The organism is Sphingomonas sp. CCH9-E2 (genome assembly GCF_001557215.1).
Lineage (GTDB): Bacteria > Pseudomonadota > Alphaproteobacteria > Sphingomonadales > Sphingomonadaceae > Sphingomonas.
Window position 1 is genome coordinate 1 of sequence record NZ_LSJM01000067.1, and the last position, 24,531, is coordinate 24,531.

The 24,531-nt window shown below is 66.7% G+C and carries 26 protein-coding genes, 1 pseudogene and 1 riboswitch; of the genes and pseudogenes, 13 read left to right on the top strand and 14 right to left on the bottom strand.

Translation table 11 applies throughout. From position 1 onward, the window contains the following. From AX681_RS03700 to AX681_RS03735, 8 genes are all read right to left on the bottom strand, one after another. Positions 1-445, bottom strand: a 445-nt coding sequence (locus tag AX681_RS03700; RefSeq protein WP_066681833.1) for a hypothetical protein, incomplete at its 3' end; no start/stop codon positions are given. A gap of 89 nt (positions 446-534) precedes the next feature. Beyond that, on the bottom strand, positions 535-1,530 hold the full coding sequence (locus AX681_RS03705; protein ID WP_066661686.1) for a type II secretion system F family protein: 996 nt from the start codon (positions 1,528-1,530) through the stop codon (positions 535-537). A 7-nt stretch (positions 1,531-1,537) separates the two neighbouring features. Then, positions 1,538-2,515 carry a type II secretion system F family protein gene (locus AX681_RS03710; RefSeq protein WP_066661676.1) on the bottom strand — a complete coding sequence of 326 codons (978 nt, stop codon included), beginning with the start codon at positions 2,513-2,515 and terminating at the stop codon, positions 1,538-1,540. A 44-nt stretch (positions 2,516-2,559) separates the two neighbouring features. Beyond that, the gene (locus AX681_RS03715; protein ID WP_066661678.1) at positions 2,560-3,843 is read right to left on the bottom strand and encodes an AAA family ATPase; all 1,284 of its coding nucleotides are present in this window, start codon (positions 3,841-3,843) and stop codon (positions 2,560-2,562) included. Further along, positions 3,840-4,478, bottom strand: coding sequence for a CpaD family pilus assembly protein (locus tag AX681_RS03720; RefSeq protein WP_066661682.1), 639 nt, complete (start codon positions 4,476-4,478; stop codon positions 3,840-3,842). Before AX681_RS03720 ends, AX681_RS03715 begins: the two co-directional genes overlap by 4 nt. Positions 4,479-4,496: 18 nt before the next feature. Next, positions 4,497-6,134 carry a type II and III secretion system protein family protein gene (locus AX681_RS03725; protein WP_082749500.1) on the bottom strand — a complete coding sequence of 546 codons (1,638 nt, stop codon included), beginning with the start codon at positions 6,132-6,134 and terminating at the stop codon, positions 4,497-4,499. Position 6,135: 1 nt separating this feature from the next. Then, on the bottom strand, positions 6,136-7,179 hold the full coding sequence (gene cpaB / locus AX681_RS03730) for a Flp pilus assembly protein CpaB (protein ID WP_066658801.1): 1,044 nt from the start codon (positions 7,177-7,179) through the stop codon (positions 6,136-6,138). Between the two features lie 50 nt (positions 7,180-7,229). Next, positions 7,230-7,700, bottom strand: coding sequence for an A24 family peptidase (locus AX681_RS03735; RefSeq protein WP_066658798.1), 471 nt, complete (start codon positions 7,698-7,700; stop codon positions 7,230-7,232). Between the two features lie 50 nt (positions 7,701-7,750). Here AX681_RS03735 and AX681_RS03740 point away from each other — a divergent pair, with 50 nt between their 5' ends. From AX681_RS03740 to AX681_RS21780, 4 genes are all read left to right on the top strand, one after another. After that, positions 7,751-8,695: an alpha/beta fold hydrolase gene (locus tag AX681_RS03740; RefSeq protein WP_066658795.1), complete on the top strand. Its 945-nt coding sequence runs from the start codon at positions 7,751-7,753 to the stop codon at positions 8,693-8,695. Continuing rightward, positions 8,692-9,798 carry an NAD(P)/FAD-dependent oxidoreductase gene (locus tag AX681_RS03745; RefSeq protein ID WP_066681836.1) on the top strand — a complete coding sequence of 369 codons (1,107 nt, stop codon included), beginning with the start codon at positions 8,692-8,694 and terminating at the stop codon, positions 9,796-9,798. Before AX681_RS03740 ends, AX681_RS03745 begins: the two co-directional genes overlap by 4 nt. Positions 9,799-9,858: 60 nt before the next feature. Beyond that, complete coding sequence (locus AX681_RS21255; RefSeq protein WP_082738101.1) at positions 9,859-10,032, top strand: YegP family protein; 174 nt, start codon at positions 9,859-9,861, stop codon at positions 10,030-10,032. A gap of 425 nt (positions 10,033-10,457) precedes the next feature. Beyond that, positions 10,458-11,096 carry a hypothetical protein gene (locus AX681_RS21780; RefSeq protein WP_156442858.1) on the top strand — a complete coding sequence of 213 codons (639 nt, stop codon included), beginning with the start codon at positions 10,458-10,460 and terminating at the stop codon, positions 11,094-11,096. Positions 11,097-11,273: 177 nt separating this feature from the next. On the opposite strand, the gene rnhA is transcribed toward AX681_RS21780, so the two are convergent. From rnhA to ispH, 3 genes are all read right to left on the bottom strand, one after another. After that, on the bottom strand, positions 11,274-11,714 hold the full coding sequence (gene rnhA, locus AX681_RS03750) for a ribonuclease HI (RefSeq protein ID WP_066662865.1): 441 nt from the start codon (positions 11,712-11,714) through the stop codon (positions 11,274-11,276). Further along, on the bottom strand, positions 11,711-12,664 hold the full coding sequence (gene thrB, locus AX681_RS03755; RefSeq protein ID WP_066662871.1) for a homoserine kinase: 954 nt from the start codon (positions 12,662-12,664) through the stop codon (positions 11,711-11,713). Before thrB ends, rnhA begins: the two co-directional genes overlap by 4 nt. A 274-nt stretch (positions 12,665-12,938) precedes the next feature. Further along, positions 12,939-13,892 (bottom strand): 4-hydroxy-3-methylbut-2-enyl diphosphate reductase, encoded by a 954-nt coding sequence (ispH, locus tag AX681_RS03760; protein ID WP_066659148.1) that lies wholly within the window; start codon positions 13,890-13,892, stop codon positions 12,939-12,941. Between the two features lie 123 nt (positions 13,893-14,015). On the opposite strand from ispH, the gene AX681_RS03765 reads away from it, so the two are divergent. From AX681_RS03765 to AX681_RS23035, 8 genes and pseudogenes are all read left to right on the top strand, one after another. Then, positions 14,016-14,681 carry a hypothetical protein gene (locus AX681_RS03765; RefSeq protein WP_197421876.1) on the top strand — a complete coding sequence of 222 codons (666 nt, stop codon included), beginning with the start codon at positions 14,016-14,018 and terminating at the stop codon, positions 14,679-14,681. 191 nt (positions 14,682-14,872) lie between these two features. After that, a riboswitch (glycine riboswitch) is annotated at positions 14,873-14,969 on the top strand. A 214-nt stretch (positions 14,970-15,183) separates the two neighbouring features. Further along, on the top strand, positions 15,184-16,293 hold the full coding sequence (gcvT, locus tag AX681_RS03770; protein WP_066659150.1) for a glycine cleavage system aminomethyltransferase GcvT: 1,110 nt from the start codon (positions 15,184-15,186) through the stop codon (positions 16,291-16,293). Continuing rightward, positions 16,290-16,661, top strand: a complete 372-nt coding sequence (gene gcvH, locus AX681_RS03775) for a glycine cleavage system protein GcvH (RefSeq protein WP_066659146.1) — start codon at positions 16,290-16,292, stop codon at positions 16,659-16,661. Before gcvT ends, gcvH begins: the two co-directional genes overlap by 4 nt. A gap of 97 nt (positions 16,662-16,758) precedes the next feature. Then, positions 16,759-18,117: an aminomethyl-transferring glycine dehydrogenase subunit GcvPA gene (gene gcvPA / locus AX681_RS03780; RefSeq protein WP_066659145.1), complete on the top strand. Its 1,359-nt coding sequence runs from the start codon at positions 16,759-16,761 to the stop codon at positions 18,115-18,117. After that, positions 18,114-19,682, top strand: a complete 1,569-nt coding sequence (gene gcvPB, locus AX681_RS03785; protein ID WP_066659144.1) for an aminomethyl-transferring glycine dehydrogenase subunit GcvPB — start codon at positions 18,114-18,116, stop codon at positions 19,680-19,682. The genes gcvPA and gcvPB overlap by 4 nt, the downstream gene beginning before the upstream one ends. 100 nt (positions 19,683-19,782) lie before the next feature. Further along, positions 19,783-20,148, top strand: coding sequence for a hypothetical protein (locus AX681_RS03790; protein WP_066659143.1), 366 nt, complete (start codon positions 19,783-19,785; stop codon positions 20,146-20,148). Next, positions 20,145-20,774, top strand: coding sequence for a DUF938 domain-containing protein (locus AX681_RS03795; RefSeq protein ID WP_066681839.1), 630 nt, complete (start codon positions 20,145-20,147; stop codon positions 20,772-20,774). The genes AX681_RS03790 and AX681_RS03795 overlap by 4 nt, the downstream gene beginning before the upstream one ends. Next, positions 20,771-21,022 (top strand): annotated as a pseudogene (locus tag AX681_RS23035) (TMEM175 family protein); the annotation flags it as partial. The gene AX681_RS03795 and the pseudogene AX681_RS23035, both read left to right, overlap by 4 nt. 288 nt (positions 21,023-21,310) lie before the next feature. Here the strand turns inward: AX681_RS23035 and AX681_RS03800 are convergent. Then, the gene (locus tag AX681_RS03800; protein WP_066657277.1) at positions 21,311-22,267 is read right to left on the bottom strand and encodes a DMT family transporter; all 957 of its coding nucleotides are present in this window, start codon (positions 22,265-22,267) and stop codon (positions 21,311-21,313) included. Between the two features lie 84 nt (positions 22,268-22,351). Between AX681_RS03800 and AX681_RS03805 the strand changes: the two genes are divergently transcribed. Further along, entirely contained in the window at positions 22,352-23,884 is a 1,533-nt protein-coding gene (locus AX681_RS03805) for an aminoacyl--tRNA ligase-related protein (protein WP_066657275.1), read from the top strand. 42 nt (positions 23,885-23,926) lie between these two features. Here AX681_RS03805 and AX681_RS03810 read toward each other — a convergent pair whose 3' ends face one another. Together AX681_RS03810 and AX681_RS03815 are read right to left on the bottom strand one after the other, a co-directional pair. Continuing rightward, positions 23,927-24,106: a hypothetical protein gene (locus AX681_RS03810; protein ID WP_066657273.1), complete on the bottom strand. Its 180-nt coding sequence runs from the start codon at positions 24,104-24,106 to the stop codon at positions 23,927-23,929. 62 nt (positions 24,107-24,168) lie between these two features. Next, positions 24,169-24,531, bottom strand: a 363-nt coding sequence (locus AX681_RS03815; protein WP_331709983.1) for an FAD-dependent oxidoreductase, incomplete at its 5' end; no start/stop codon positions are given.

The window sequence follows — 24,531 nt, forward strand, 5'->3', positions numbered from 1 at the left end:
GCGCCTCGACCGTGCCCATCGGCAGCGGGGGCGGGGGCGGACCTTCGGGGATCCAGCTGGCTTCGGGCTCAGGCGCCGGGGCCGGCGTAGGTTCGGGAGCGGGTTCCGGCGCGGGTTCGGCCGCAGCCTTCGCCTCCGCCGCTTCCTGCACGCGTTCGATCAGGGTCGGTGCTGCGGCAGCCGTTGCGGCGGTCGCGACGACGGGCGCGACCGGTGGCGGTGCTGACCGCGCATCCCGCAATTCGCGTTCAAGGTCGCGGATGCGGATCTGTGCGTTCCACAATTCGCTCTCGTCGCGGTCGCGTGCGCTGGCATAGTTCAGCTCGGCTTCCTCGAGCTGGCGTTTCCATTTCTTGCCGCCCGAACTGCTGGCAAGTCCGAACAGCCAGCCGGCGATCAGCGTGAAGCCGAGCGCCACCCATTCCGTGGGCGTGGTGAACAACATGGTCGCGTCTCCCCATTTCGCGTTCGAAACAGGTTAACCAAAGCGGAAGCCGAGCGCCACCCGCGGAATCACGGGGGTGGCGCAGAGCGTTATCCGGTCATCAGCGCGTCGTTGATCGAGCAGGCGGCCGGGCCGAGAATCACCACAAACAGAACCGGAAGGATGAACAGGATCAGCGGCACGGTCATGATCGCTGGCAGGCGCGCGGCCTTTTCCTCGGCGCGCATCATGCGTTCGTTGCGGAATTCGGCCGACAGCACGCGCAGCGCCGAGGCGAGCGGGGTGCCGTATTTCTCGGTCTGGATCATCGTGGTGACGACCCCGCGCACGGAATCGAGATCGATGCGGGTCGCCAGATTCTCAAACGCCTGGCGGCGGTCTGTAAGGAAGCCCAATTCGATCGCAGTGAGCGAGAATTCTTCGCCCAGCTCGGGATAGGCCTTGCCCAGTTCCTTGGCGACGCGGCCGAACGCCGCATCGACGGTGAGTCCCGCTTCGGCACAGATCACCAGCAGGTCGAGTGCGTCGGGAATGCCCTTGCGAATCGCGCTGGAGCGCTTCTGGATCTTGTTCTTGAGGTAGATGTCCGGAGCCTTGTAGCTCAGGATCGCGCTGCCCGCGACCAGGCCATAGGCCTTGAGCGGGGTCCAGTCCGCGAACATTGCGGTGCCATAGACCAGGAACGCCATCGTCCCGCCAATGACGATCGGCAGGACCAAGCGACCAAAGATCACCGCGACGGCGTAATCCTTGGACCGGATGCCGGCCTGCATCAGCTTGATCTGCGCGGTCTTAACCTGCGAGTCCTGCAGCACCTTGAGCGAGGACAGGAAGTCGCGGATGCGATCGGTCGTCGCGTTCTTCTGGACCAGCTTGGCGCGGCGCTTGCTGGTCGATGCGGTGATACCGGCCTTGAGCTGTTCGCGGCGCTCGTTGAGCGCTTTGACCCGCTTGGCCATCGGATCGCGCACCGACACGGCGGCATAGATGGCGAGCAGCACGCTGAATGCGGCGATGCCGGCCAGGATCGTCGCGACGTAGAAGACGTCGACGCCGAGCAGGGTAGGGCCGGTGGGGGTGGTCATCATCGCATCAAATCTCGAAATTGATCATCTTGGCCATGATGAAGGCCCCGATCCCCATCCAGATGATCCCGCCGCCGCCCGCGATCATCAGGCGCTGGTCGATGAAAAAGCCCTGCATATAGGTGTCGTTGATCGTCCAGATCATGCCGAACACGATGAAGGGCAGCGCGCCGATGATGTACGCCGACGCCTTGGACTCCGACGACATCGCCTTGATCTTCAGCTTCATCTGGCTGCGCTTGCGCAGCACTTCGGCGAGGTTGGCGAGCGTTTCGGCAAGGTTGCCGCCGGTCTCGCGCTGGATCGCGATGGTGATGCAGAAGAACTGGAACTCGGGCGTGCCGAGTCGGTCGGCGGTTTCCTGCAGCGCCTGATCCAGCGTGCGGCCGATCTTCATCTTGTCACTGATCGAACGGAATTCCTCACCGACCGGGCCGTCGACTTCGGATCCGACCACGCCCATCGTCTCGGTGATGGGAAGGCCCGAGCGCAGGCCGCGCACCAACAGTTCGATCGCGTCTGGGAATTTGGCGGTGAACTTGCCCACGCGGCGCGAGATGAGGAAGCCGACCACCATGTGCGGCAAACCTGCGCCAATGACCACGCCGACCAGCAACGCGAGCAATGCCGGCAGCCCCTGAACCATCAGGAGCCCGGCGATGACGACGACGATGCCGAGCGACGCCATGCCATATTGGCCGACAGTCCAGCTCTTGCCGGTCATCGCCAGCCGCTTGCCGAGTTCGGCCGGGTTGGGCAGGAAGCGCGCCGCCGCATTGTCCATGCGGCTGTTGCGGGTGGTGGAGATGCGGCGGAGCTGCGCCTCGACCGCGCCCGCGCCGACCACCCCGGCATGGCGGTCGCGCAGCGAGGTCAGGCGGCGCGCCCCGGCATTCTTGGCCGACGGCCCGGAAAAGGCGAGGATGAGCAGCGCGAGCACCATGAAGGTGCCGCCCGCCAGCATCATCATCGGGAGCAATTCCACCCTTTACGCCTCCGGAACGGGGTGTCGGCCGGGGCCGACGCCGGTTATGCCTTCGCCTTCTTGGCGAGCTTGATCGAACTGGTGAGCTTGCCGAGCAGCGAGCCGCCACTGCCGCCCTTGGCCTTGACCTTGTCCGCGCGGCCTTCCTCGCCCGCATCGGTGATCGCGATCACGCGGCTGGCGATATCGGCGAGCGGCGCGAGCGCCTTCACATTCTTGCCCGCCTCGGCGAGCGGCTTGCCGAGCTTGGCCGCCTGCACCGCGGTCTTGGTGTCGAGCGGGATTTGATAGTCGATCTTGCGCTCGATCGAGCCTTCGAAATCCTTGCGGCTAATTTCCAGCGCGCCGGTCGGGACGCGGTTGGCGACGATGATCAGCTGCGTATGCGGTGCGTTCGACTTGAACCAGCTGATGATGCGGATCGCGTCGCGCGCGGCGGCAAGGGTCAGCTCCGTCACCAGCACCGCGACCTGCACGTCGGAGATGAGGTGCGGGTAGTTGACCAGCATCGATCGCGGCAGATCGACCACGGTGCATTCGAAGGCGGTGCGGATTTCTTCCTGCAGTTGGAAGAACGCCGCGCCGTCGGTCATCACCGGCGAGTTGATCGGGGCTTCGGCGGAGAGGACCGCCAGCTTGTCCGACGCCTTGACCATCGCGCGTTCGATGAACAGCCCGTCGATGCGGCTGGGGTTTTCGATCGCATCGGTCAGCCCGCGGCCAGGCTCGAGATCGAGCGCGAGTGCGCCGGTGCCGAAATGGACGTCGAGGTCGAGCAACGCGGTCGAACGACCGCTCTTCTCGCTCATCAGCCAGGCGAGCGAGGTCGCCAGCGTCGATGCGCCGACGCCACCGCGCGTGCCGATCACCGCGACCGCGCAATGCGGACGGTCCGATCCGGCCTCGACATGCTTGGGCGCGTTGAGCATCGCCTGGGCGTGCACGAACGCTTCGCGCATCACGTCGGGGTTGAGCGGCTTGAGCAGATAATCCTGGATGCCCGATGCGACGAGGTCGCGGTACAGGCGCACGTCATTGACCTGCCCCGATGCGATCACGACCGTGCCCGGCTCGCACACTTCGGCGAGCGCGTTGATGTCGTTCAGCGGGTCGCCGCTTTCCGACAGGTCGACGAACAGGATGTTCGGGCTGGCCGAGACCGAGAGCGTCTGCACGGCGTTGCGCAGGCCGCCCTTGTTGACCTTGTCGGGGTTCCAGCCCTGTTCGATCGCGATCGGGCGGATCGCCTCGGCGGTGGTCTCGTCGCACACGAACGCGACGAACGGCTCGCGATGGGCGGCACGCTGGGGGTTGAAGGGCGCGTTCACTGGCCGCCTCCGCCGGTACCTTCGGCCTTGACGGTGGTACCGCCCGTGCCGGTCGGGGCCGCTTCGCGCAGCGCCTTGATCGATTTGGTGATCTGTGCCGGATCGGCGGTGGGGGAGCCAGGCTCGCCGCGCACCAGATCCTCGGGGCGAGCGACCATTGCGGCGAGGTTACCGTTGACCGCGCAGCCATAGCCCGAACTGGTCTTGCCCGCAAAGCTGCCTTCGCCGGTGTCGCGGCGGTCAGGGCAGCCGGGGACGCTGGCCTTCATGCGGCTGACGATCACGCGGACGGTGCCGGGCTGGACCGCGCCGGCGGTCACCGGAGCCGGGCCGGACAGCAGCACGCCATAGCGCGCCGCTTCGCTCGCCACCTGTCGCGCGGCACCGGTGTTGCCGGGATCGTCGACATAGACCCGGTCGCCATAGCCAAGCCGCAGCGACGCGAGCCAGCCGGCGACCCGCGCCTGCTCGCCCGACGCCAGATAGCTGCCATCGGTGGCCGCATCGAACACATAATCGGTGCGGGCGACAACCGGCTGGTTCGCCGATTCGAGGCCTGCCGTGCTGCCTGCGCCGCATGCGGACAACAGGCTGGCCGCAGCGGTCAGAAAGAGGATCGTGTTACGCTTCGACATGGTCGTTCCTCGCCGCGATCAGTTGAATCCGAAGCCCGGTGCGGGGGCCGCACCGCGCTTGCGCTTGTCTTTCGTGTCGCCCTTGGGCGCTGGCTGCTGCGCCGGGGTGGCAACCGGCTGCACCGGCTCAGGCTGCGGTTGCGGGCCGGGCTGGAGCGGGGTCGCGGCACCCAATGCAGGTTCCGCACCGACCGGCGGTGCCATCTGCGGCGTCGGGCGCTTGCCGTCCTTGTTCGATCCGCCGAGGCGTCCGAGCAGCACGCGCTCGGCATCGTTCGGTGCCTTGTAGCCGTCGGTCGGCAGCGCGATCTGATTCCCGTCGACCGGCTTCACCAGATAGGGGGTGATGACGATGACCAGCTCGGTCTCGTTGCGCTTGAACCCGTTCGAGCGGAACAGCGCGCCGAGGATCGGCATGTTGCCCAGCCCCGGGGTCTGGTCGATCGTATTGTCGTGCGAATTCTGCAGCAGCCCGGCGATCATCAGGCTCTGGCCCGATCCCAGCTCGACCGTCGTTTCGGCGCGGCGGGTGGTCAGCGCCGGGATCTGCACCCCGCCGATCGTTACCGATCCGGCCGCCGAGAGCTGCGACACTTCGGGACGGACACGCAGGGAGATGCGGCCATCGGCGAGGACGGTGGGGGTGTAGGCGAGGCTGACGCCATATTGCTTATACTCGACCGACACCGCGCCCAGGCCCTGGCTTACCGGGATCGGGATTTCGCCACCGGCGAGGAACGATCCGGTCTCGCCCGACAGCGCGGTCAGATTCGGATTGGCCAGCGTCGATACCTGGCCATTGGTCTCGCCCAGGTCGAGCGCGCCGAGAATGTCGAGGCCGAACAGCGTGCCGAGACCGCCGATGGTCGTCCGCTGACTGCCCGGGGTGATCGCCGTGCCGGGACGCTGCACGATCGAACCGGTGATCGGATCGATCGTATAGCCGGTGACGTTGGTGCCGACGCCAAGCGGCAGATTGGGATCGGTGGTCCAGCTGGTCGCCGGCGAACGGCCGCTGCCGATGCCGAACTTGAACCCGCCCGATCCGTCGAGCGTGGTGAAGTTGCTGCCGATATTCTTGGCGAAGCTGCGGCTCACCTCGGAAATGCGGACCTGCAGGTTGACCTGCAGCGGGGTCGCGGTCTTGAGGCGCGAGAGGACCTTGGTCTCGTCGCCGACGAACGCCTGTGCCAGCCGCTCGGCCTCGGCCGCATCCTGCGGCGCGGCGACGGTGCCGGTGAGCAGCACAAAGCCGTTCATCGTCGTCGCGGTGATGTTCGAATCGGGCATCGCCGTTTCGAGCATCCCCTGAACGCTGTCGAAATTATTGCCGACGCGCACGGTCGACGAATAGATCACCTTGCCCGACTTGGTCGTGGCGTAGACGGTCGTCTCGCCGGCCTTTTTGCCGAACACCCAGAGCTGGGTGGGCGAGCGGACCTGAACGTCGGCGACGTTCGGGTCGGCGACGAAGATGTCGGACATCGGCGCAGCGAGCGTGACCAGGCGCCCGCGGCCGGTCGCGATCTGCACCGTCTCGCGCGGCGCCGCATGGACGGTCTGTGCCAGCACCGGTGCCGGCAGCGTCGCGGCCGGCATCGCCAGCACGGCGACCGCCGCGAGCGCTCCGCCCAGCTTGTTCCCCCTCACACGCATCTCAATTCTTCCCCCCAACCGGGACGACCGTGACCGAATTGCCCCGTGAAATCTTGACCACCGGTCCCTGACCGGCTGCTGCCGCGCCCGGATAGGCGCCGCCCGCTGCAGGCGCGGGTGCGCCCGGCAGCGCATCGTCATCGCGTGCCTTGCCGGGCACCGTGCTGCGCTGGAAACGCGAGACATCGGCACCGGTCGAGAAGGTCGATCCACCTTCGGCCGGGCGCGACGCGAGCCGTGCGATCATTGCCTTTTCCGCCTTGGGATCATTGCCATCGGGCATCGTGATCTCTCCCGAGGCGATCGCCTGTTCCAGCTCGCTGCTGTTGTCGGCGATCGAGCGCAGCGACAGCGACAGCGTGCCGAGCGTCTGTGCGACCGCGATCTTTTCCGCGATGCGCGGCGTCGCCTCGACCGTCACGGTCGAATAGGTGGCGACCACGGTCTTGCCTTGATCGTCCTGCTGCTTGTCGGTGCGCTGGTCGGTGGCGAGCACGCGCAAATTGCGCAGCACCGTTTCCGACGCCTTGAGCGGCGGGCCGTCGCCGCCACCCGCGACCGTCTGGGTCAGGATGAGGTCGACCCGATCGCCCGGAAAGATGAAGCCGGCAACGGCGGCCTGTGCCGACACAGGCACGGTCACTGCGCGCATGCCCGGCGCAAGCGCGGCGGCGAGGAAACCACGGTCGCCCGGCTTGACCACCGCACCCTGGGTCAGCGGCTGGCCGGCGGGGATCGCGAAGCGGACGACGGTGCCCTGCAGCTTGCCGAGGTCGGTGTCTTCCTTCTTGAAATAGGCGCCCTCGACCAGATCCTTGGGCCAGGCGACGAACTTGATCGAATCGGGGCCGAGGATGGTGCCGACGGGCAGCGCCTTGGTCGCGACCAGCACTTCCACCGCATCGACCGGCGCGGGCTGACCCGGAACGGGCGCCGCACCGGCGATGGGTGCGGATGATCCCGTCATCAGGCTGCGCGCCATGAACGCGGTGATCGCAGCGACGATCAACGCGCCGACCAGCAGAATGATCTTCCGTCCATCCATGACGTCTCAGGCCTTTTCAATGTCCGACCGGGTTGAACCGGCGTTAAGCATCACGCGAAGGGGTTAAAAATCGGTTCGCGAAGTGTGAGCAAAGCGGCGATGGCGATGGCGATCCCGTAAGGAATCTCAGGCTGTTCGCTGCGACGGCGGATCCATTTGTCGATCAGCATGACCAGGGTGAGCGCACCGCCGACCAGCGACATGATGATCAGGAGGGTGATCAGCTTGTCGAACGGGAACCAGAGCGCGAGCGCGGCGATCATCTTGACGTCGCCGCCGCCCATCATGCCGAAGTGGAATGCAGCGGCGAACAGCGCGAACACGCCGAGCGCCACGCCCAGCTGGATCGCCATATCGGGCCAAGGGCTCAATCCCATCGCGAACCACCACGGCAGCGCCAGCAGCGCGATTGTCGCGTTCTTCCAGTTCGAGATCTCGCGAATGCGCGCATCCTCGATCCCCGCCGAAACCAGGATCAGGACCAGCAGGCCCAGCAGAATTACAGGCGCAAATTCCCCCATGTGAATGGAAGTTCTAGACGGGAGGGCTTTCCAAACCGTAACCAGCGCGCATGACCGTTTCCCCGATCGATCGCCGCGCGATCCCCGCCGGCGCCAGCGTCACCAACTGGACCACCCGCGACGGATGGGTGCTGCGCTGCTTTGCCTGGCCCGCCAGCGGCACGCCGCGCGGGTCGATCCTGTTCCAGGGCGGGCGCGGCGATGTGTTCGAGAAATATCTGGAGAGCTTTGCGCACTGGCAGGAGCGCGGCTGGACGATCACCTCGTTCGACTGGCGCGGGCAGGGCGGGTCGGGGCGGCTGACCGACGCCGGCAATTGCGGACATATCGAGGATTTCGCCCAATATATCGCCGATTTCCGCGATTTCGTGAGCGAATGGATGGCCGCGACGCCGGGGCCGCACGTCGTCATGGGCCATTCGATGGGCGGGCATCTGGTGCTGCGCGGGCTGGTCGAAGGCGTGGCACGGCCCGATGCCGCGGTGCTGATCGCGCCGATGCTGGGGCTGAAGGGACCGTTCGGCGCGGCGCTGGGCGAGCGGCTGGCGCGTTTCCTGGGCGGCGTCGGCAACTCGGCGCGCCCGGCGTGGAAGTCGAACGAGCGGCCCTACACCACCGACACGCGCGAATCGCTGCTGACCCATGATGCGGACCGTTATCAGGACGAGATTTTCTGGCAGCAGGCGAACCCCGGCAACGTCACCGGCCCGCCCAGCTGGAAATGGGTGATCGAGGCGTTTCGCTCGACGCGCGAGCTGCGCACCAACCCGGCGCTCAAGCAGATGGACGTGCCGGTGCTGGCGCTGATCGCCGAGCATGACGGGCTGGTCGATGCCAAGGCCGGGCTGGCGCAGGTCGCGAAGTTGCCCGATGCGCGCATCGTCCGTTTCGGCAAGGAAAGCGCGCACGAAATCCTGCGCGAGGCGGACAAGGTGCGCAATCGCGCGATCGGCGAGATCGACCTGTTTCTGGAAGCACGGGCACGGCGCGGATGAGTCGATATGACGTCGCGATCATCGGGGCCGGGATCGGCGGCGCGAGCCTTGCCGCAGAAGTCGCGCCGCACGCCCGCGTCCTGATCCTGGAGGGGGAGAGCCAGCCCGGCTATCACGCCACCGGGCGGTCGGCGGCATTCTGGTCCGAAACCTATGGCGGGCCGAATATCCAGCCGCTGGTGATCGCATCGGGCGATTTTCTGCACCATCCGCCCGCCGAACTGGGCGGCGAGGGTTTCCTGTCGCCGCGCGGCGAGCTGTTCATCGCCCGGCGCGAGGATCGGGCGGTCCTCGACGCGTTCGTTGCCAAATTCGCGGCTTTGGGGGTCGAACTCGACCAGGTCGATCCGGCCGGATATTGTCCCGGGCTGCGTGCCGAATGGACCGACGCGCTGTATGATCCAACCTGCTGCGACATCGACGTCGCCCGGCTGCACGGTGCCTATCTGAGTGCTGCACGGCGGGCCGGGGCGGAGCTGGTCTGCGACGCCGCGGTCACCGCGCTGTCGCGCGACGGCCATTGGCAGATCGAGACGCGCGCCGGGACGTTTGCCGCCGATGTGATCGTCAACGCCGCCGGGGCCTGGGCCGAGCCGGTCGGGCTGCTGGCCGGCGCGCCGCCGACGGGGATTGCCCCGCTGCGCCGCACGATGGTGCAGTTGCGCGTCGATCCGCCCGCGCCGATGAGCCTGCCGCTGGTGCGCGACGCGCATGAGCGGTTTTACTTCAAGCCCGAATCGGGCGGGCGCATCTGGCTGTCGCCGCACGACGAGATCCCGACCGCACCATGCGATGCCGCGCCCGAAGACATCGACGTTGCGATCGCGATCGACAAGCTCGCCAGCGCGGTCGACTGGCGGGTCGAGGCGGTCGAGCGGCGCTGGGCGGGGCTGCGCACCTTCGCGCCCGACCGCAAGCCGGTCTATGGCTTCGACCCTGCCGTGCCGGGGCTGTTCTGGTGCGCGGGGCAGGGGGGCTTCGGCATCCAGACTGCCCCCGCCGCTTCGAAGCTGGCGGCGGCGATGCTGCTGGGCAGCGCGCCCGACCCGATGGTCGCGCATCTCGACCCCGACCGTTATTCGATCCAGCGGTTTCGCGGCTGAAACGCTGGACGGACGGCGCGGCTTTGCTATCGTTGGCCTGTCGCAACGAGGGAGCGGATGATGGCCCACAAGTTCGTGATCGAGCAGAACAAGGCCGGCGAATATGTCGCCAAGTTCAAGTATAACAACGAAATTATCTTCTGGACCGAGGGCTATTCGAGCAAGGCGTCGGCGAAGAATGCGATCGAATCGATCCTGAAGAACGGCCCGGGCGCACCGGTCGAAGAGGGATGAGGGGCGGCGGCGCTTCGCGTTTGCGGATGCGGGGTGTTGCGTGTGTTCACTTGGCCTCCGTCTGCTGTGGCGTGCGGGTAGTTATAACCAAATAGGTTCTTGTAGGAAGCGGGCAGCGGTTTTTGGCTGTTTTCCGCGGGTTTTTGCGTGGGTAGCGGATGGCGTGGGGCGTCCGGGCGGGCGATTTCTGGCGCGTGCGGGGCGTGCCGCGAAACAGGTGATGCGACGATGTCTGCGAACTTCGCGTGATGGAGCACCGGCGGGGCGGCGCGTTTGCGGAGGGGAATGTCGAACGCGTGCAACGCCGTAGACGCGCCGATCGGGCAAATTCGATGGTGAGGTGGTCCCGGCATGAGGTCGGGATGACGGTGGAAGTGGGATGACGGCTAACAGCCCCATTGCGGAGATTGGCCCGGCGGGGCAGCATGTCGCCGATGACAACTCGGGCCGCCTCGCAATTAGAATGCGCCCTCGAGGCGGTCTATCGCGAGTTTGCGCGGCCTGCGCCCGACGTGATTGAGGGCTGTCCCTGTTGCATTTCGACGCGTGGAATCGATGTTTTGCTTACAACGCCACTCCGCGAACTGACGGGCCAACAACTGTGGCGATATGTTTCTGGAGCATTTCTCACCGTTGGAGGTGAAGAGGATTTTCAATACCTGCTTCCACGCATACTTGAAATCTCGATTAGCGACCCTGGGAATGCGAACGATCCAGAGATAGTCATCGGAAAACTGTCATTGGCGAACTGGCGTGCGTGGTCTGAACCTAAGCGGCGCGCGCTCGAAGCGTTTCTTGATGCTTGGTTCGAATGGGCCTTGGTTCTAGACTCGGCTGAAGCTGACGAAGGATGGATCGGCACGGAAGCAGAGAGCGTGCTTTGCGGAGCGGCGCGAGCCGGATTACCGCTGCGAGGGTGGTTAACCCGCCTGAATGAGCCGTTTGCGGCGCCCGTCTTTGTCGACCTGAAAGAGCGATTTCCTAATGAGCTATCGCCCTTTTGGGAAGACGCACCGGGAGGCTTTGCGGAACTGTCGGCCATCCTGACTCAAGGTCGTGCTTAGCGTCCGCTATCCACTCAGTTGCGGACGCATTTGTCCGTTCGCTCCGTCATCCTGAACTTGGTTCAAGATCCACGTCTCCGCAAGCGACGGAGCAGCGCGGGAAGGGTGGATGCTGAAACAAGTTCAGCATGACGGGGTGTGGGAGCGGTGGCTCCCCACCCAATCCCGCTGCCCGCACTAACTCCGCAGTGCTGCGTCGCTTGCCAGCTGATCCGCGCGTTCGTTGTCGGGGTGGCCGGCATGACCCTTGACCCATAGCCATTCGATGCGGTGCGGTTTGGCGGCGTCGAGGAGTTCGATCCACAGGTCGCTGTTCTTGACCGGCTTCTTGTCCGCCGTGCGCCAGCCGTTGCGCTGCCAGCCTTTGATCCATTTGGTCAGGCCGTCCATGACATAGCGGCTGTCGGTCGACAGCTTGACGCGGCACGGCTTGTTGAGCGCCTTCAGCCCCTGGATCGCCGCCATCAATTCCATGCGGTTGTTGGTGGTGTGCGCCTCACCGCCCGACAATTCCTTTTCGACCGTCCCCGCGCGCAGCAGCACGCCCCAGCCGCCGCGCCCGGGATTGCCCTTGCACGCGCCATCGGTGGCGATTTCGACGAGGGGGAGTTCGGTCATGCGTCAGGGCTCATGGCTTGGTAGTGGCGAAGGCGGCGGACATAGGCGAGCGGGTCCTTGCGCGTCACCAGTGCGTCGGCAGGCGTGTTGATCCAGTCGAATGCGCGCGAGAGGGCGAAGCGGATGCACGCGCCGCTGGCGAGCAGCGGGAAGGCGGCGCGCTCGGCGTCGGACAAGGGGAAGCGCGATTCATAGCCGCGCAGCAGCGCATCCCCGACCTCGGCATGATAGTCCGCGCCGGTCGCGTCGAAACTCCACGCGCTGTGCATCACGGCGAGGTCGTAGATGCGGAAATCGGTGCTGGCGAAATAGAAGTCGATCAGGCCGGTGACGGTGTCGCCCAGCATGAGGACATTGTCGGGGAACAGATCGGCATGGATTGCGCAGCGGTCGAACCCGTCGCGCGGCCAGGCGGCGAGGACGCGGTCGAGCGCGGCGCCGAGTTCCGCGTGCAGTCCGGGCACGATCTGGTCGAGGCTGTCGCCGCAGCGCTCGAACAGCGGGCGCCAGCTGTCGACGCCCATCGAATTGGGGCGGTCCTGCCCGAAATCGGCGACGGCGGCGTGCATGTCGGCCATCGCGCGTGCCGCAGCCTCGGCCTGAGCCGGAGTGGGGTGGGAGAGGGACACGCCCGACAGGAACTTGATCAGGCAGGCCGGGCGGCCTTCTAGCGTCTGGATCGCCACGCCGTCGCGGTCTGGAATCGCGGGCGGCACCTTCAGCCCCTTGGCATCGAGATGCGCGAGCAGGTCCATGAAATAGGGCAGGTCGCCCGCATCGACGCGCTTTTCGTAGAGCGTCAGGATGAAGCGGGCTTTGGTGGTGTCGACCAGATAGTTGCTGTTCTCCACCCCCTCGGCGATGCCCTTGGCCGACACGAGTTCGCCGACGTCATAGCGGGCGAGGAACGCGGCGAGCGATTCGGCCGGGACCTGTGTGTAGACTGCCATTTCGGGTTCCCGTGCGTGCGGCTGTTCAAGGGGGCGGGTAGATGCTGGGCTAAACCGGAGCAAGGCGGATTTGGCGTTTTGGCACGGGTTGAGGCGCTCATTCCTCCCCTGAGCTTGTCTCAGGGGAGGGGGACCGCCCGCAAAGCCGGTGGTGGAGGGGCTGCCCCGAAGAGGGCAGAATTTCCAACGAACCGTCCACGGCCGTCTGCGCGGCCGCCCCTCCGTCAGCGCTTCGCGCTGCCACCTCCCCTGCGGGGCAGGGGAGGAATGTTCGTTACGCCGCCTCAAGCCCCTTGGGCAGCTTGAAGGCGATCGTTTCCTGCGCGGTTTCGACCATGCGTTCGGTGACGTCATAGCGGGTGGCGATGCGGTCTATCACTTCGCGCACCAGCACTTCGGGGGCCGATGCGCCGGCGGTGATGCCGAGCGTGCCTATGCCCGCCAGCCAGTCGAAATCGAGATCGTCGGCGCGCTGGATCAGCTTCGACGTCGTCCCCTCGCGCTCGGCCACTTCGGCAAGGCGCAGCGAGTTGGACGAATTGGGCGCGCCGATCACCAGCACCAGGTCGCACGACCCGGCGATCGCGCGGACCGCCGCCTGCCGGTTCGACGTGGCGTAGCAGATGTCGTCGGCCTTGGGCGCGACGATATCGGGGAAGCGCCGCTGCAGGATCGCCAGGATCGACGCGGTGTCGTCGACCGACAGCGTCGTCTGGGTGAGGAAGGCGAGGTTGCCGGGTTCGGCCGGGGCGATCGTTTCGGCGTCCTCCTCGGTCTCGATCAGGGTCATTGCGCCTTCGGGCACCTGGCCGAAGGTGCCGATCACCTCGGGATGGCCGGCATGGCCGATGAACAGGATGTGGCGCCCGGCGGCGACCAGGCGTTCGGCCTGACGATGCACTTTCGACACCAGCGGGCAGGTGGCGTCGAAATAGGACAGGCCGCGATTCTGTGCAGCGGCGGGGACCGATTTGGGGACGCCATGCGCGGAGAAGACGACATGGACGCCGTCCGGCACCTGATCGAGTTCGTCGACGAACACCGCGCCCTTCGCCTTCAGCGTATCGACCACATATTTGTTGTGGACGATCTCGTGCCGGACATAGACCGGCGCGCCGTGCAGTTCGATCGCGCGTTCGACGATCTGGATGGCGCGGTCGACTCCGGCGCAAAAGCCGCGCGGCGCGGCGATGAGGAGGTCGAGGACGGGCTTTTGGGTGTCGGTCATCGCGGCTGCCTTACGCGATCCGGAGCGGCTGCGAAAGGCGCGGGATGGCCGTTGCGGGAAGGCAAAGCGCTGCCTATGGTGCCCGCCGCCGCGCCGGACCTGCCAGAGATGGTGGGGGCGGGCATGTCTTGTTCGGGAAAGGTGCCCCAGTTGAACGTTCGCAAACTCGCGCTTGCCGCATCGATTCCGCTGGCGCTCGCCGCCTGCTCCCGTGAGGGCGACATTGCCGAGGGCGGCATCACCGCAGTCCGCTCTGCCTGTCCGCGTATCGGCGTGCCGGCCGGGACCGGCGACATCACCCTGTTCAACCCCGCCGACAGCACGGCGGCGAGCGCGATCGACGTGACCGCGACGCTGACCAACGTCACGTCGAACTGCGACGACAGCGGCGAGATGATCCGCAGCGACATCGCGTTCGAGGTTCAGGCCAGCCGCCGCTCGACCGAAGGCGCGCGCGAAGTGACGCTGCCCTATTTCGTGACGGTGGTGCAGGGCGGATCGTCGGTCGTGTCGAAGCGCGTGGCGCAGGTGACGCTGCGATTCGAGCCCGGCCAGGCGCGCGCGCAGGCGAGCGGGACCGCCAACGCCTATGTTTCCCGCGCGGCCGCGACGCTGCCCGAGGATATCCGCCGCCAGATCCTGGCGAAGCGCAAGGCGGGCGACGAGACCGCGGCGCTCGATCCGCTGGCGCGGCCGGAGGTGCGTCAGGCCGTGCTGCGCGCGACGTTCGAGGCGCTGGTCGGGTTCCAGCTGACCGATGCGCAGCTGAAGTATAACGCGACGCGTTAATCTGTCAGGCGCCGCTTGCGCGGCGAGAAAAAGCCGTCGCCCCGGCGCAGGCCGGGGCCGGCTGTGGCGGGGGTGTCGCGTCAAACAGGGCGGCCCCGGCCTGCGCCGGGGCGACGACTGTGGAAAACTTCGCGATTGACTCGAACGGTGCGGCGCAGCATTCCGGCTGCGTCGGCATCGGGCAACCGGTGAAGGCACGCGCGGGAGAGTTTGCGGGTCCCCGGACCCGGAACGCCGAAGGAGCAACCGCCCCGGAATCTCTCAGGCACCAGGGACCGCGCGGGCCACGACACTCTGGAAAGCGCTTGCCTCGTCAGGGGTGAGCCACCGAAGGGGTAAGTCCCGGACACGCGCCGGGATCAAAGCTCTCAGGTTCCCGTGACAGAGGGGGCGACGGATGAATGGCCGCGCTGTGCGGCGTTCCGTCGTCAATTCTGGAGCGCGTGCCGTGACCGACACCCCTGATTCCGTGACGGGCGAGCCCGATTTCGTCGAAGAACTGATGCTGCTTCCGCTCGATGCATGGCATCGCGCGCGCGGCGGGCGCATGGTGCCGTTCGCGGGCTATGAAATGCCGGTCCAGTATGAAGGCATCATGGCCGAGCACCAATGGGTGCGCGAATCGGCCGGGCTGTTCGACGTGTCGCATATGGGCCAGCTGCTGCTGTCGGGCGAAGGGCTCGACGCCGAGCTGGAGAAGCTGATCCCCGCCGATGTCGCGGGCGTCGCGGTGGGGCAGCAGAAATATTCGCTGCTGCTGGCCGAAAATGGCGGCATCCTCGACGATCTGATGTTCAGCCGCTGGCCGGGTGGCATCTACATGGTCGTCAACGGCGCGTGCAAATGGGACGACATCGCCCATCTGCGCGAGAATTTGCCCGATTCTATCGAGATCAACCATATGGACGAGCATGCGCTGCTGGCGCTGCAGGGTCCCAAGGCGTTCGACGCGCTCAAGCGCCATGTGACGGGCGAATATCCGCTCGACGCGCTGGTGTTCATGAAGGGCGGCAAGTTCGAGATCGCGGGCGTGCCCGCCTATATCAGCCGTTCGGGCTATACCGGCGAGGACGGGTTCGAAATCTCGATCCCGGCGGATCAGGCGGCGAAGGTCGCCGACCTGCTGTGCGGGGAGCCCGAGGTGAAGCCGATCGGCCTTGGCGCGCGCGATTCGCTGCGGCTCGAGGCGGACCTGCCGCTCTATGGCCATGACCTCGACCCCGAGACGACGCCGATCATGGCGGCGCTGAACTTCGCGGTGGCGAGCAAGCGGCGGCGTGAAGAGGCTAACTTCCCCGGTGCCGAGCGTATCCTGATGGAGCGCGAGAATGGTCCGATCCAGCGCCGCGTCGGCCTGATCGTCGAGGGGCGCCAGCCGGTGCGCGAGGGTGCGCTGGTGCTGGACGATGCGGGCAACGAAGTCGGCCGCGTCACCAGCGGCGGCTTTGCCCCGACCGTGCAGAAGCCGATCGCGATGGCCTATGTCCCGACCGCGATGGCCGCAATCGGCACGCGCGTGACGCTGAGCCAGCGCGGCAAGATCCATCATGGCGAAGTGGTGCAGATGCCCTTCGTCCCCCATCGTTATGTCCGTCAGGGAGGCATGAAATGAGCCGTTACTTCACCGAAGATCATGAATGGATCGAACTCGACGGCGAGATCGCGACCGTCGGCATCACCGAATATGCGCAGAGCCAGCTGGGCGACATCGTGTTCGTCGAGGTGCCTGAAGAGGGCAAGGAAGTCGCCAAGGGCGACGACGCCGCGGTGGTCGAGAGCGTCAAGGCGGCGAGCGACGTCTATGCGCCGGTCAGCGGCACGGTGGTCGAGGGCAACCCGGCACTGGAAGACAATCCCGCGCTGGTCAACGAAGACCCCGAAGGCGATGGCTGGTTCTTCAAGATGACGTTGAGCGACACCGGCGAGCTCGACGGGCTGATGAACGAGAGCGCCTACGCCGATTTCGTGAGCAAGCTTTAATCGCGCGTCGCCCCGGCGGAGGCCGGGGCCGCTCCGTGGCGGAGCATGCGCCTTACCGATAGCGGCCCCGGCCTCCGCCGGGGCGACGGGAATTCCAATGCGCTACCTTCCCCTTACCCCGTCCGACCGGCATGCGATGCTCGCTGCGGTCAATGCCGCGACGATCGACGATCTGTTCGCCGACGTTCCCGAAAGCGCGCGGCTGTCCGGCCCGGTGCCGGGGCTGCCGATGCATGCCAGCGAGCTGGCGGTCGAACGGCACATGTCGAAACTGGCGGCGAAGAACCTGTCGGCGGGAAGCGCGCCCTTCTTCCTCGGCTGCGGTGCCTACAGGCATCACGTCCCGGCGAGCGTGGATCACATTATCCAGCGTGGCGAGTTCCTGACCGCCTACACGCCGTACCAGCCGGAAATCGCGCAGGGCACGTTGCAGGTGATGTTCGAGTTCCAGACGCAGGTCGCGCGCCTGCTGGGTACCGATGTCGCCAATGCGTCGATGTATGACGGGTCGACCGCGTGCTGGGAGGCGATCGGCATGGCGCGGCGCATCACCAAGCGCGCCAAGGCGATCCTGTCGGGCGGGCTGCACCCGCATTATGTGTCGGTCGCCAATACGATGGCCAAGTACACCGGCGACACGCTGGTCACTGCAGTGCCGGAACTGACCGCCGAGCCGGATGCGGCGAAGCTGATCGACCTGATCGACGACGACACCTCGTGCGTGGTGGTCCAGTATCCCGATATTCTCGGCCGCATTTCCGACCTGTCCGAGCTGGCCGCCGCATGTCAGGCGAAGAAGGCGCTGCTGGTCGCGGTGGTGACCGAGCCGGTTGCGCTGGGGGCGATCAAGTCGCCCGGCGAGATGGGCGCGGACATCGTCGTAGGCGAAGGCCAGTCGATCGGCGTCGGGCTGCAGTTCGGGGGCCCCTATGTCGGCCTGTTCGGCTGCAAGGAAAAATATGTCCGCCAGATGCCGGGTCGCCTGACCGGCGAGACGGTCGATGCCGAGGGCAAGCGCGGCTTCGTGCTGACGCTGTCGACGCGCGAGCAGCATATCCGGCGCGAAAAGGCGACGTCGAATATCTGCACCAGCTCGGTGCTGTGTGCGCTCGCCTGGTCGGTGCATATGACGCTGCTGGGTGAAAAGGGGCTGCGGCAGCTCGCGGCGCTGAACCATGCCGGCGCGAGCGCGGCGGCAGACCGTCTGGCGCAGGTGCCGGGGGTCGAGCTGATCACACCGACCTTCTTCAACGAATTCACGCTGAAGCTGCCCAAGGAAGCACGCCCGGTCGTGCGCGAACTCGCCGACCGGGGCATCCTGGCCGGCGTGTCGCTCGGCCGTCTCTATCCGGGCGAGGGGGCGTTGGAAAACGGCCTGGTCGTCGCGGTCACCGAAGCCACCACGGCGGAGGATGTCGAAACCCTTGCCGCCGCGCTCCAGGAGGTGCTGGCATGAGCACGATCAACCAGAGCGGCTGGCGTCCGCAGATGAACGCGGTCGAGGGCGAGGCTGCAGCCACCTTCACCGGCAACCGTGCGCTGATGCTGGAAGAGGCGCTGATCTTCGAGATCGGATCGCTCGACACCACCGGCGTCGATTTCGCCGAAGCGCCCAAGGCAGTCTCGCGGCTGGGCGGGCTGGAGCGGCATCGCGATATCGGCCTGCCGGGCCTGAGCGAACCGGAGGCGGTGCGCCATTACACCCGCCTGTCGCGCCAGAATTACGGCATCGACCTCGGCTTCTTCCCGCTGGGCAGCTGCACGATGAAGCATAATCCGCGCCTCAACGAGCGGATGGCACGGCTTCCGGGCTTTGCCGACATCCACCCGCTGCAGCCGATCGACACGGTGCAGGGCGCGCTGGAGGTGATCGACCAGCTGGCGCACTGGCTGGTCACGCTGACCGGCATGAAGGCGGTGGCGATGTCGCCCAAGGCGGGCGCGCATGGCGAGCTGTGCGGGATCCTTGCGATCAAGGCGGCGCTGGAAGCGCGGGGCGAGGATCGTCGCGTGGTGCTGGTCCCCGAAAGCGCGCACGGCACCAACCCGGCGACGGCGGCGTTCGCGGGCTTCACGGTCGAGGATATTCCGGCGACCCCGGATGGGCGTGTCGATGTCGCGGCGCTGACCGCGCGGCTGGGACCGGACGTGGCAGGGGTGATGATCACCAACCCCAATACCTGCGGCCTGTTCGAGCGCGACCTGAAGACGATCAGCGACGCGGTCCATGAAGCTGGCGGCTACGTCTATTGCGACGGCGCGAACTTCAACGCGATCGTCGGCAAGGTGCGCCCCGGCGACCTGGGCGTCGATGCGATGCACATCAACCTCCACAAGACCTTCTCCACCCCGCATGGCGGCGGTGGTCCGGGCTCGGGGCCGGTGGTGCTGTCGGAGGCGCTGGCACCCTTCGCACCGCTGCCGTTCGTCGAGCAGCAGGATGGCCGTTTCGTGCTGGTCGAAGAGGAAACCGCGGGCGAGCATCACGGGTCCAGCTTTGGCCGCATGGTCTCGTTCCACGGCCAGATGGGTATGTTCACCCGTGCGCTGACCTATATCCTGTCGCACGGCGCGGACGGACTTCGCCAAGTGGCCGAGGACAGCGTGCTCAACGCCAACTATGTCCTGCGCAGCCTGGAGGACGTGCTCGACGCGCCCTTCGCCGCGAGTGGCCCGTGCATGCATGAGGCGATCTTCAGCGACCGCGGGCTGGCCGAAGGCTTCTCGACGCTCGACATCGCCAAGGGGCTGATCGACGAGGGCTTCCACCCGATGACGGTCTATTTCCCGCTGGTCGTGCATGGCGCGATGCTGGTCGAGCCGACCGAGACCGAGAGCAAGGCGGCGCTGGACCAGTTCATCGGCGCGTTCCGTTCGGTCGCGCAGCGGGCGAAGGCGGGCGATGCCGCGCTCAAGTCCGCGCCGCACTTCGCGCCCCGCCGTCGCCTCGACGAGACGCTGGCCGCGCGCAAGCCAGTGCTGGTGTGGAAGGAGCCGGCCCAGGCGCAGGCCGCCGAGTAACATTTTTCGTCTGTTTCACCGGGTTGGATTTCGGTCTAACCCGGCTCCCGGGCGGGCGGTGGCTTCGGCCGCCGCCCGTTTGGCTTTTGGGGAGGCGAAGATGCGCGGCGCACTGGCTCTGATCGTGGCGATGATGATGGCGGCACCGGCGGTGGCGGGGCAGGACCCGCGCATTCCGCAGGCCGAGCAGGATGCGGACCGGATCGAGGCGCAGCGATCCTATGAAGCGCAGCGGCAGCGCGATCAGGCCGAGGCGGATCGCGTCGCCCGCATCACCCTCGAGCGCAAGACCGATTACGAACTCTATCTGGCGCGGCAAAAGGCCGAGCATGAGGCCAAGATGGCCGCGTGGCGTGCCGATGTGGCGCGGCGCGAGGCCGAAGCGGCGCGCGTGCGGGCCGAGTGGGAGGCACAGGTCGCGCGGTGCAAGGCGGGCGACCGTTCCGCCTGCGCCCCGAAGAAATGAGCGACCCGACACCGTGGATCGTCGCGGAGGACAGCGGCGCGGTGCGCAAGCATGCGCCCGCGACGCTGCGAAACCGGGAGGCGATCGCGGCGGAGCTGGCGACGCTGTTGCCGCGGCAGGGCGCGGTGCTGGAGGTCGCGAGCGGGAGCGGGGAGCATGCGGCGTTCTTCGCTGAGCGTTTTCCAGACCTGATCTTCGTGCCCAGCGATCCCGACGCGGCCGCGCGGGAGTCGATCGCATCGTGGTGCGCAGGGCTGGCCAATGTCGCACCGCCGCTGGCGATCGATGCGGCGGCGGGCGACTGGCCGATCGCCGCCGCCGATGCGGTGCTGTGCATCAACATGGTGCATATCAGCCCGTGGGAGGCGACACTGGGGCTCTTGGACGGGGCGGCGCGGCTGCTCCCGCCGGGCGGGCCGTTGATCCTCTACGGTCCCTATCGCCGTGCCGATGTGCCCACGGCACCGTCGAACGAAGCGTTCGATCGATCGCTGAAGGAACGCGATCCGCGCTGGGGTTTGCGCGATGTGGCCGATGTCACCGCGGCGGCGGAAGCGCGCGGGTTGCGGTTCGGGCGGCTGGTCGAGATGCCGGCGAACAATATCATGCTAATCTATCATGCATGACCGAGCGCGAGACGAGTCGCACCGATAACTTCACCGACGCGGCCTTCGCGTTTGCGGTGACGCTGATGGTGGTCGGTTCAGGCGGGTCGGGGGTCGATGGCGGCACGCTGGAGAGCGCAGTTGCCGCGATCCCGAGTTTCATCATCGGCTTTGCGATCATGGCCATGTTCTGGTGGTCGCATGTGCGGTGGCGGCGGCTGCGCGGGGCGGGGGACTGGCGCTCGCTGCTGCTCACGTTGCTGCTGATCTTTACCGTGTTGATCTATGTGGTGCCGTTGCGGGCCATGGCGGTGTCGTTCGCGGCCTATCTTTCCGGAAACCCTGATGGTTTTCGCGGCAGCGTCGGGCGGCTTTTCGCGGTCTATGGCGTCGGTTTCACCGCGATGTCGGCGCTGACCGCCCTGTTGTTTCGTGATGCGCTGCGGCGGGTCGATCTGGCGATGCACGAGCGGCGCGAGGCGATCGGGCAGAGCTGGATCTGGACGATCCTGGCGGCGACGGGCGTAGCCTCGACCTGTCTTGCGCTGACACCCGCGCTAGCCCAGTTCGCCCCGCTGCTCTACGCGACGCTCCCGTTCAGCATCGGGATCTTCGTCTGGCGCTTCGACTGGACTGGCGCGGCGGGCAAGGCCCAGCCGTTGCTCGCGCCACGCGATATAGAGGCCGCTGGCGACGATGATCGGGGCACCGATCCAGGTCCATTGGCTGGGCAGCACGCCGAATAGCACATAGCCATAGAGCGTCGCCCAGATCAGGCTGGAATAGTCCATCGGCACCACCGCCGAGACCGGAGCGAAGCGCAGCGCGGCGGTGAGCGCAAGCTGGCCCGCGCCGCCGACCAGCCCGATCGCGATCAGGATCGCGAAGGTCTGCCAGTCGTGCATCTGCGCGAAGAAGGGGTAGGCGATCGCGAGCGGCGGGACCGACAGCGTCGAGAACCAGAAGACGGTGGTCGCCGGCCGCTCGGTCTTGGCCATCTGGCGCAGCTGGATCGCGATCAGCGCGACGAAGAAGGCAGCGGTCAGCCCGACCAGCGCGCCGACGAGCGGGATATGCCCGTCCCCCGGCTGCGCGACCAGCACCACCCCGACGAAGCCCGCGATCACCGCCGCCCAGCGCCGCCACCCGGTCTTCTCGTGCAGCACCAGCGCGCCCAGGATCGTGGCAAAGATCGGCGCGGTGAAGGAAAAGGTCGTCGCCTCGGCCAGCGGGAGCAGCAGCACCGCGCCGAAATTGAACACCATGCCGGTCAGACCGATCACGGTGCGGTTGAGATGCAGCCCGAACCGGGTGGTGCGGATCGAGCCGAGACCCGGGCCGGCGGCTATCCAGGCGAGGATGAAGGGGATCGCGAACAGCTGACGAAACAGCATGATCTCTGCCAGATTGGCGCCGCCCCGCTCCGCCAGCTTGATCAGCGCGCCCATGGTCGAGAGCATGAGGATGGCGAGCAGGCGCAGGCCAAGGCCGGTAAGGACGCGATCACGATGCACCGCGCCTGCCTAGAGGCGACGCCGCAGTGCGGCAAGGCGCGAAGGGGCGTGACGCGCCCCAAATCGCGCGCTAATCGCGCAGCCATGATCAAACGCGCACTCAACGTCACCCGCGAAGCGGATTTCGCCGCCTGGTATCAGGCCGTCATCACCGAAGCCGATATGGCCGAGGAAAGCGGCGTGCGCGGATGCATGGTCATCCGGCCATGGGGCTATGGCATCTGGGAGCGCATCCAGCGGCTGCTCGACGATCGCATCAAGGCGACGGGGCATGAGAACTGCTATTTCCCGCTGTTCATCCCCTTGAGCTATTTCGAGAAAGAGGCCGAGCATGTCGACGGCTTTGCCAAGGAAATGGCGGTCGTCACGCATCACCGGCTGGTGCAGAAGGACGGGCGGCTGGTGCCCGATTCCGAGGCGAAGCTGGAAGAGCCGTTGGTCGTCCGCCCGACATCTGAAACGGTGATCGGTGCGGCGATGGCGCGCTGGGTCCAGTCGTGGCGCGACCTGCCGGTGCTGATCAACCAATGGGCCAATGTCGTGCGCTGGGAAATGCGCACCCGCATGTTCCTGCGCACCGCGGAGTTCCTGTGGCAGGAGGGGCATACCGCCCACGCCACGGTCGACGAGGCGCGCGAAGAGACGATGAAGATGCTGGAGGTCTATCGCGAATTCGCCGAGACCTGCCTCGCCATGCCCGTCGTCGCCGGCGAGAAGCCGGAGAATGAGCGCTTCCCCGGCGCGGTCGCGACCTACAGTATCGAAGCGATGATGCAGGATGGCAAGGCGCTGCAGGCCGGCACCAGCCACTTCCTCGGCACCACCTTTTCCAGCGCGCAGGGCATCAAGTATCAGAATGCCGAGGGCGTGCAGGAGCTGGCGCAGACGACCAGCTGGGGCGTGTCGACGCGCATGATCGGCGGCGTGATCATGGTGCATGGCGACGATGACGGCCTGCGCGTGCCGCCGCGCATCGCGCCGTGGCAGATCGTGATCGTGCCGATGCTGCGCGACACCGACGAGGACGCCGCGCTGATCGATTATTGCAAGGGGCTGCAGGCCGAGCTGGCGAAGCTGTCGGCGCTGGGCGAGCCGGTGCGCGCGCTGCTCGACCTCAAGGCGGTCAAGGCGGCGACCAAGCGCTGGGGCTGGGTCAAGAAGGGCGCGCCCGTGGTGATCGAGGTCGGCGGGCGCGACATGGCGGGGGGCAACGTCTCCGTGATCCGCCGCGACCGGCTGTATCGCGAGGACGGCAAGCTCGACAGCGCGGTGGTGGCGAAGGATGATTTCGTCGCGGGCGCGGCGGCGCTGCTGGAGGAAATCCAGGCCGGGCTGCACGCCGATGCGCGCGCGCGGCTGGATGCCAACATCGTGCGCGGGGTCGAGAGCTTCGACGCGCTCAAGGCGCATTTCGAGGGTTCGGGCAAATATCCGGGCTGGGTCGAGGTGCAGTGGAGCAAGCCCGAGGGCGCGGAGCTGGACGCGGTGGTCGAGCGGATCAAGGCGCTCAAGCTGACCTTCCGCAACGTGCCGCTCGATGCGGCGCCGGCGGATGGTGCGTGCGTGTTCACGGGCAAGCCGGCGGTCGAGCGCATCCTGGTCGCGCGGGCGTACTGACGCAGAAATGACTGCCCCCGCCGGAGCGGGGGCAGTTGAAGCTTATTCGGCGCCGGTGCCCGGCTCGGTCGTCTTCGGCATCTTGCCGTCCTCGATCCGACCCTCGTTGCGCAGATCGCGCCCTTCCTGAGCGGCCTGCTTGCCCTCGGGCGAGTCGCGATGCTCGTTCAGCTCTTCCTTTACGAAGCCTGCGGCTTCCTTCAGCTTTCCTTCGACGCTCATGCTCGTCTCCTTGAGTTCGGGTAACCCAGGTTAAGCGCTTGAGCGGGCGAAAAGGTCCGTCGTCAGGGCAGGCGACGATCGCGGGTCACAGGCCGTGCGGAGAAGTGAAGTTCGGGGCCAAGTCTGGACAGTGCGTGCTCCGCCAGCGCGCGGGCGGTGGTGATCTTGCCGCCGAACATCGACAGGATCGGCGCGGCGCGTGTGTCGAGGTCGAGATGATAGTCGCGCGTGACGGTCCGCGCCTCGTCCGCGCCATTGTCGTACAGCGCGCGGATGCCGGACCAGGTGCCGGTCACGTCGGCGACCGTGATCTGCTGGCGGAAATAGCGGTTCGCGGCGGCGCAGAGATAGGCGATCTCGTCGGCGTCGATGCCCGCGTCGCCGGGGTGCTGGACGGGGACATCGGTGGTGCCGATCATCGTCTC

Bases quoted from the DNA above. Each gene is read 5' to 3' on its own strand.
- AX681_RS03720 (WP_066661682.1), bottom strand. From the start codon at position 4,478: ATGTCGAAGCGTAACACGATCCTCTTTCTGACCGCTGCGGCCAGCCTG.
- gcvPB (WP_066659144.1), top strand. From the start codon at position 18,114: ATGAGCACGATCAACCAGAGCGGCTGGCGTCCGCAGATGAACGCGGTC.
- AX681_RS03810 (WP_066657273.1), bottom strand. From the start codon at position 24,106: ATGAGCGTCGAAGGAAAGCTGAAGGAAGCCGCAGGCTTCGTAAAGGAA.
- AX681_RS03740 (WP_066658795.1), top strand. From the start codon at position 7,751: ATGACCGTTTCCCCGATCGATCGCCGCGCGATCCCCGCCGGCGCCAGC.
- ispH (WP_066659148.1), bottom strand. From the start codon at position 13,892: ATGACCGACACCCAAAAGCCCGTCCTCGACCTCCTCATCGCCGCGCCG.
- AX681_RS03705 (WP_066661686.1), bottom strand. From the start codon at position 1,530: ATGACCACCCCCACCGGCCCTACCCTGCTCGGCGTCGACGTCTTCTAC.
- cpaB (WP_066658801.1), bottom strand. From the start codon at position 7,179: ATGGATGGACGGAAGATCATTCTGCTGGTCGGCGCGTTGATCGTCGCT.
- AX681_RS03735 (WP_066658798.1), bottom strand. From the start codon at position 7,700: ATGGGGGAATTTGCGCCTGTAATTCTGCTGGGCCTGCTGGTCCTGATC.
- AX681_RS03725 (WP_082749500.1), bottom strand. From the start codon at position 6,134: ATGCGTGTGAGGGGGAACAAGCTGGGCGGAGCGCTCGCGGCGGTCGCC.
- thrB (WP_066662871.1), bottom strand. From the start codon at position 12,664: ATGGCAGTCTACACACAGGTCCCGGCCGAATCGCTCGCCGCGTTCCTC.
- AX681_RS21255 (WP_082738101.1), top strand. From the start codon at position 9,859: ATGGCCCACAAGTTCGTGATCGAGCAGAACAAGGCCGGCGAATATGTC.
- AX681_RS03765 (WP_197421876.1), top strand. From the start codon at position 14,016: ATGTCTTGTTCGGGAAAGGTGCCCCAGTTGAACGTTCGCAAACTCGCG.
- AX681_RS03745 (WP_066681836.1), top strand. From the start codon at position 8,692: ATGAGTCGATATGACGTCGCGATCATCGGGGCCGGGATCGGCGGCGCG.
- gcvT (WP_066659150.1), top strand. From the start codon at position 15,184: ATGCTGCTTCCGCTCGATGCATGGCATCGCGCGCGCGGCGGGCGCATG.
- rnhA (WP_066662865.1), bottom strand. From the start codon at position 11,714: ATGACCGAACTCCCCCTCGTCGAAATCGCCACCGATGGCGCGTGCAAG.
- gcvH (WP_066659146.1), top strand. From the start codon at position 16,290: ATGAGCCGTTACTTCACCGAAGATCATGAATGGATCGAACTCGACGGC.
- AX681_RS03795 (WP_066681839.1), top strand. From the start codon at position 20,145: ATGAGCGACCCGACACCGTGGATCGTCGCGGAGGACAGCGGCGCGGTG.
- gcvPA (WP_066659145.1), top strand. From the start codon at position 16,759: ATGCGCTACCTTCCCCTTACCCCGTCCGACCGGCATGCGATGCTCGCT.
- AX681_RS03790 (WP_066659143.1), top strand. From the start codon at position 19,783: ATGCGCGGCGCACTGGCTCTGATCGTGGCGATGATGATGGCGGCACCG.
- AX681_RS21780 (WP_156442858.1), top strand. From the start codon at position 10,458: ATGTCGCCGATGACAACTCGGGCCGCCTCGCAATTAGAATGCGCCCTC.
- AX681_RS03805 (WP_066657275.1), top strand. From the start codon at position 22,352: ATGATCAAACGCGCACTCAACGTCACCCGCGAAGCGGATTTCGCCGCC.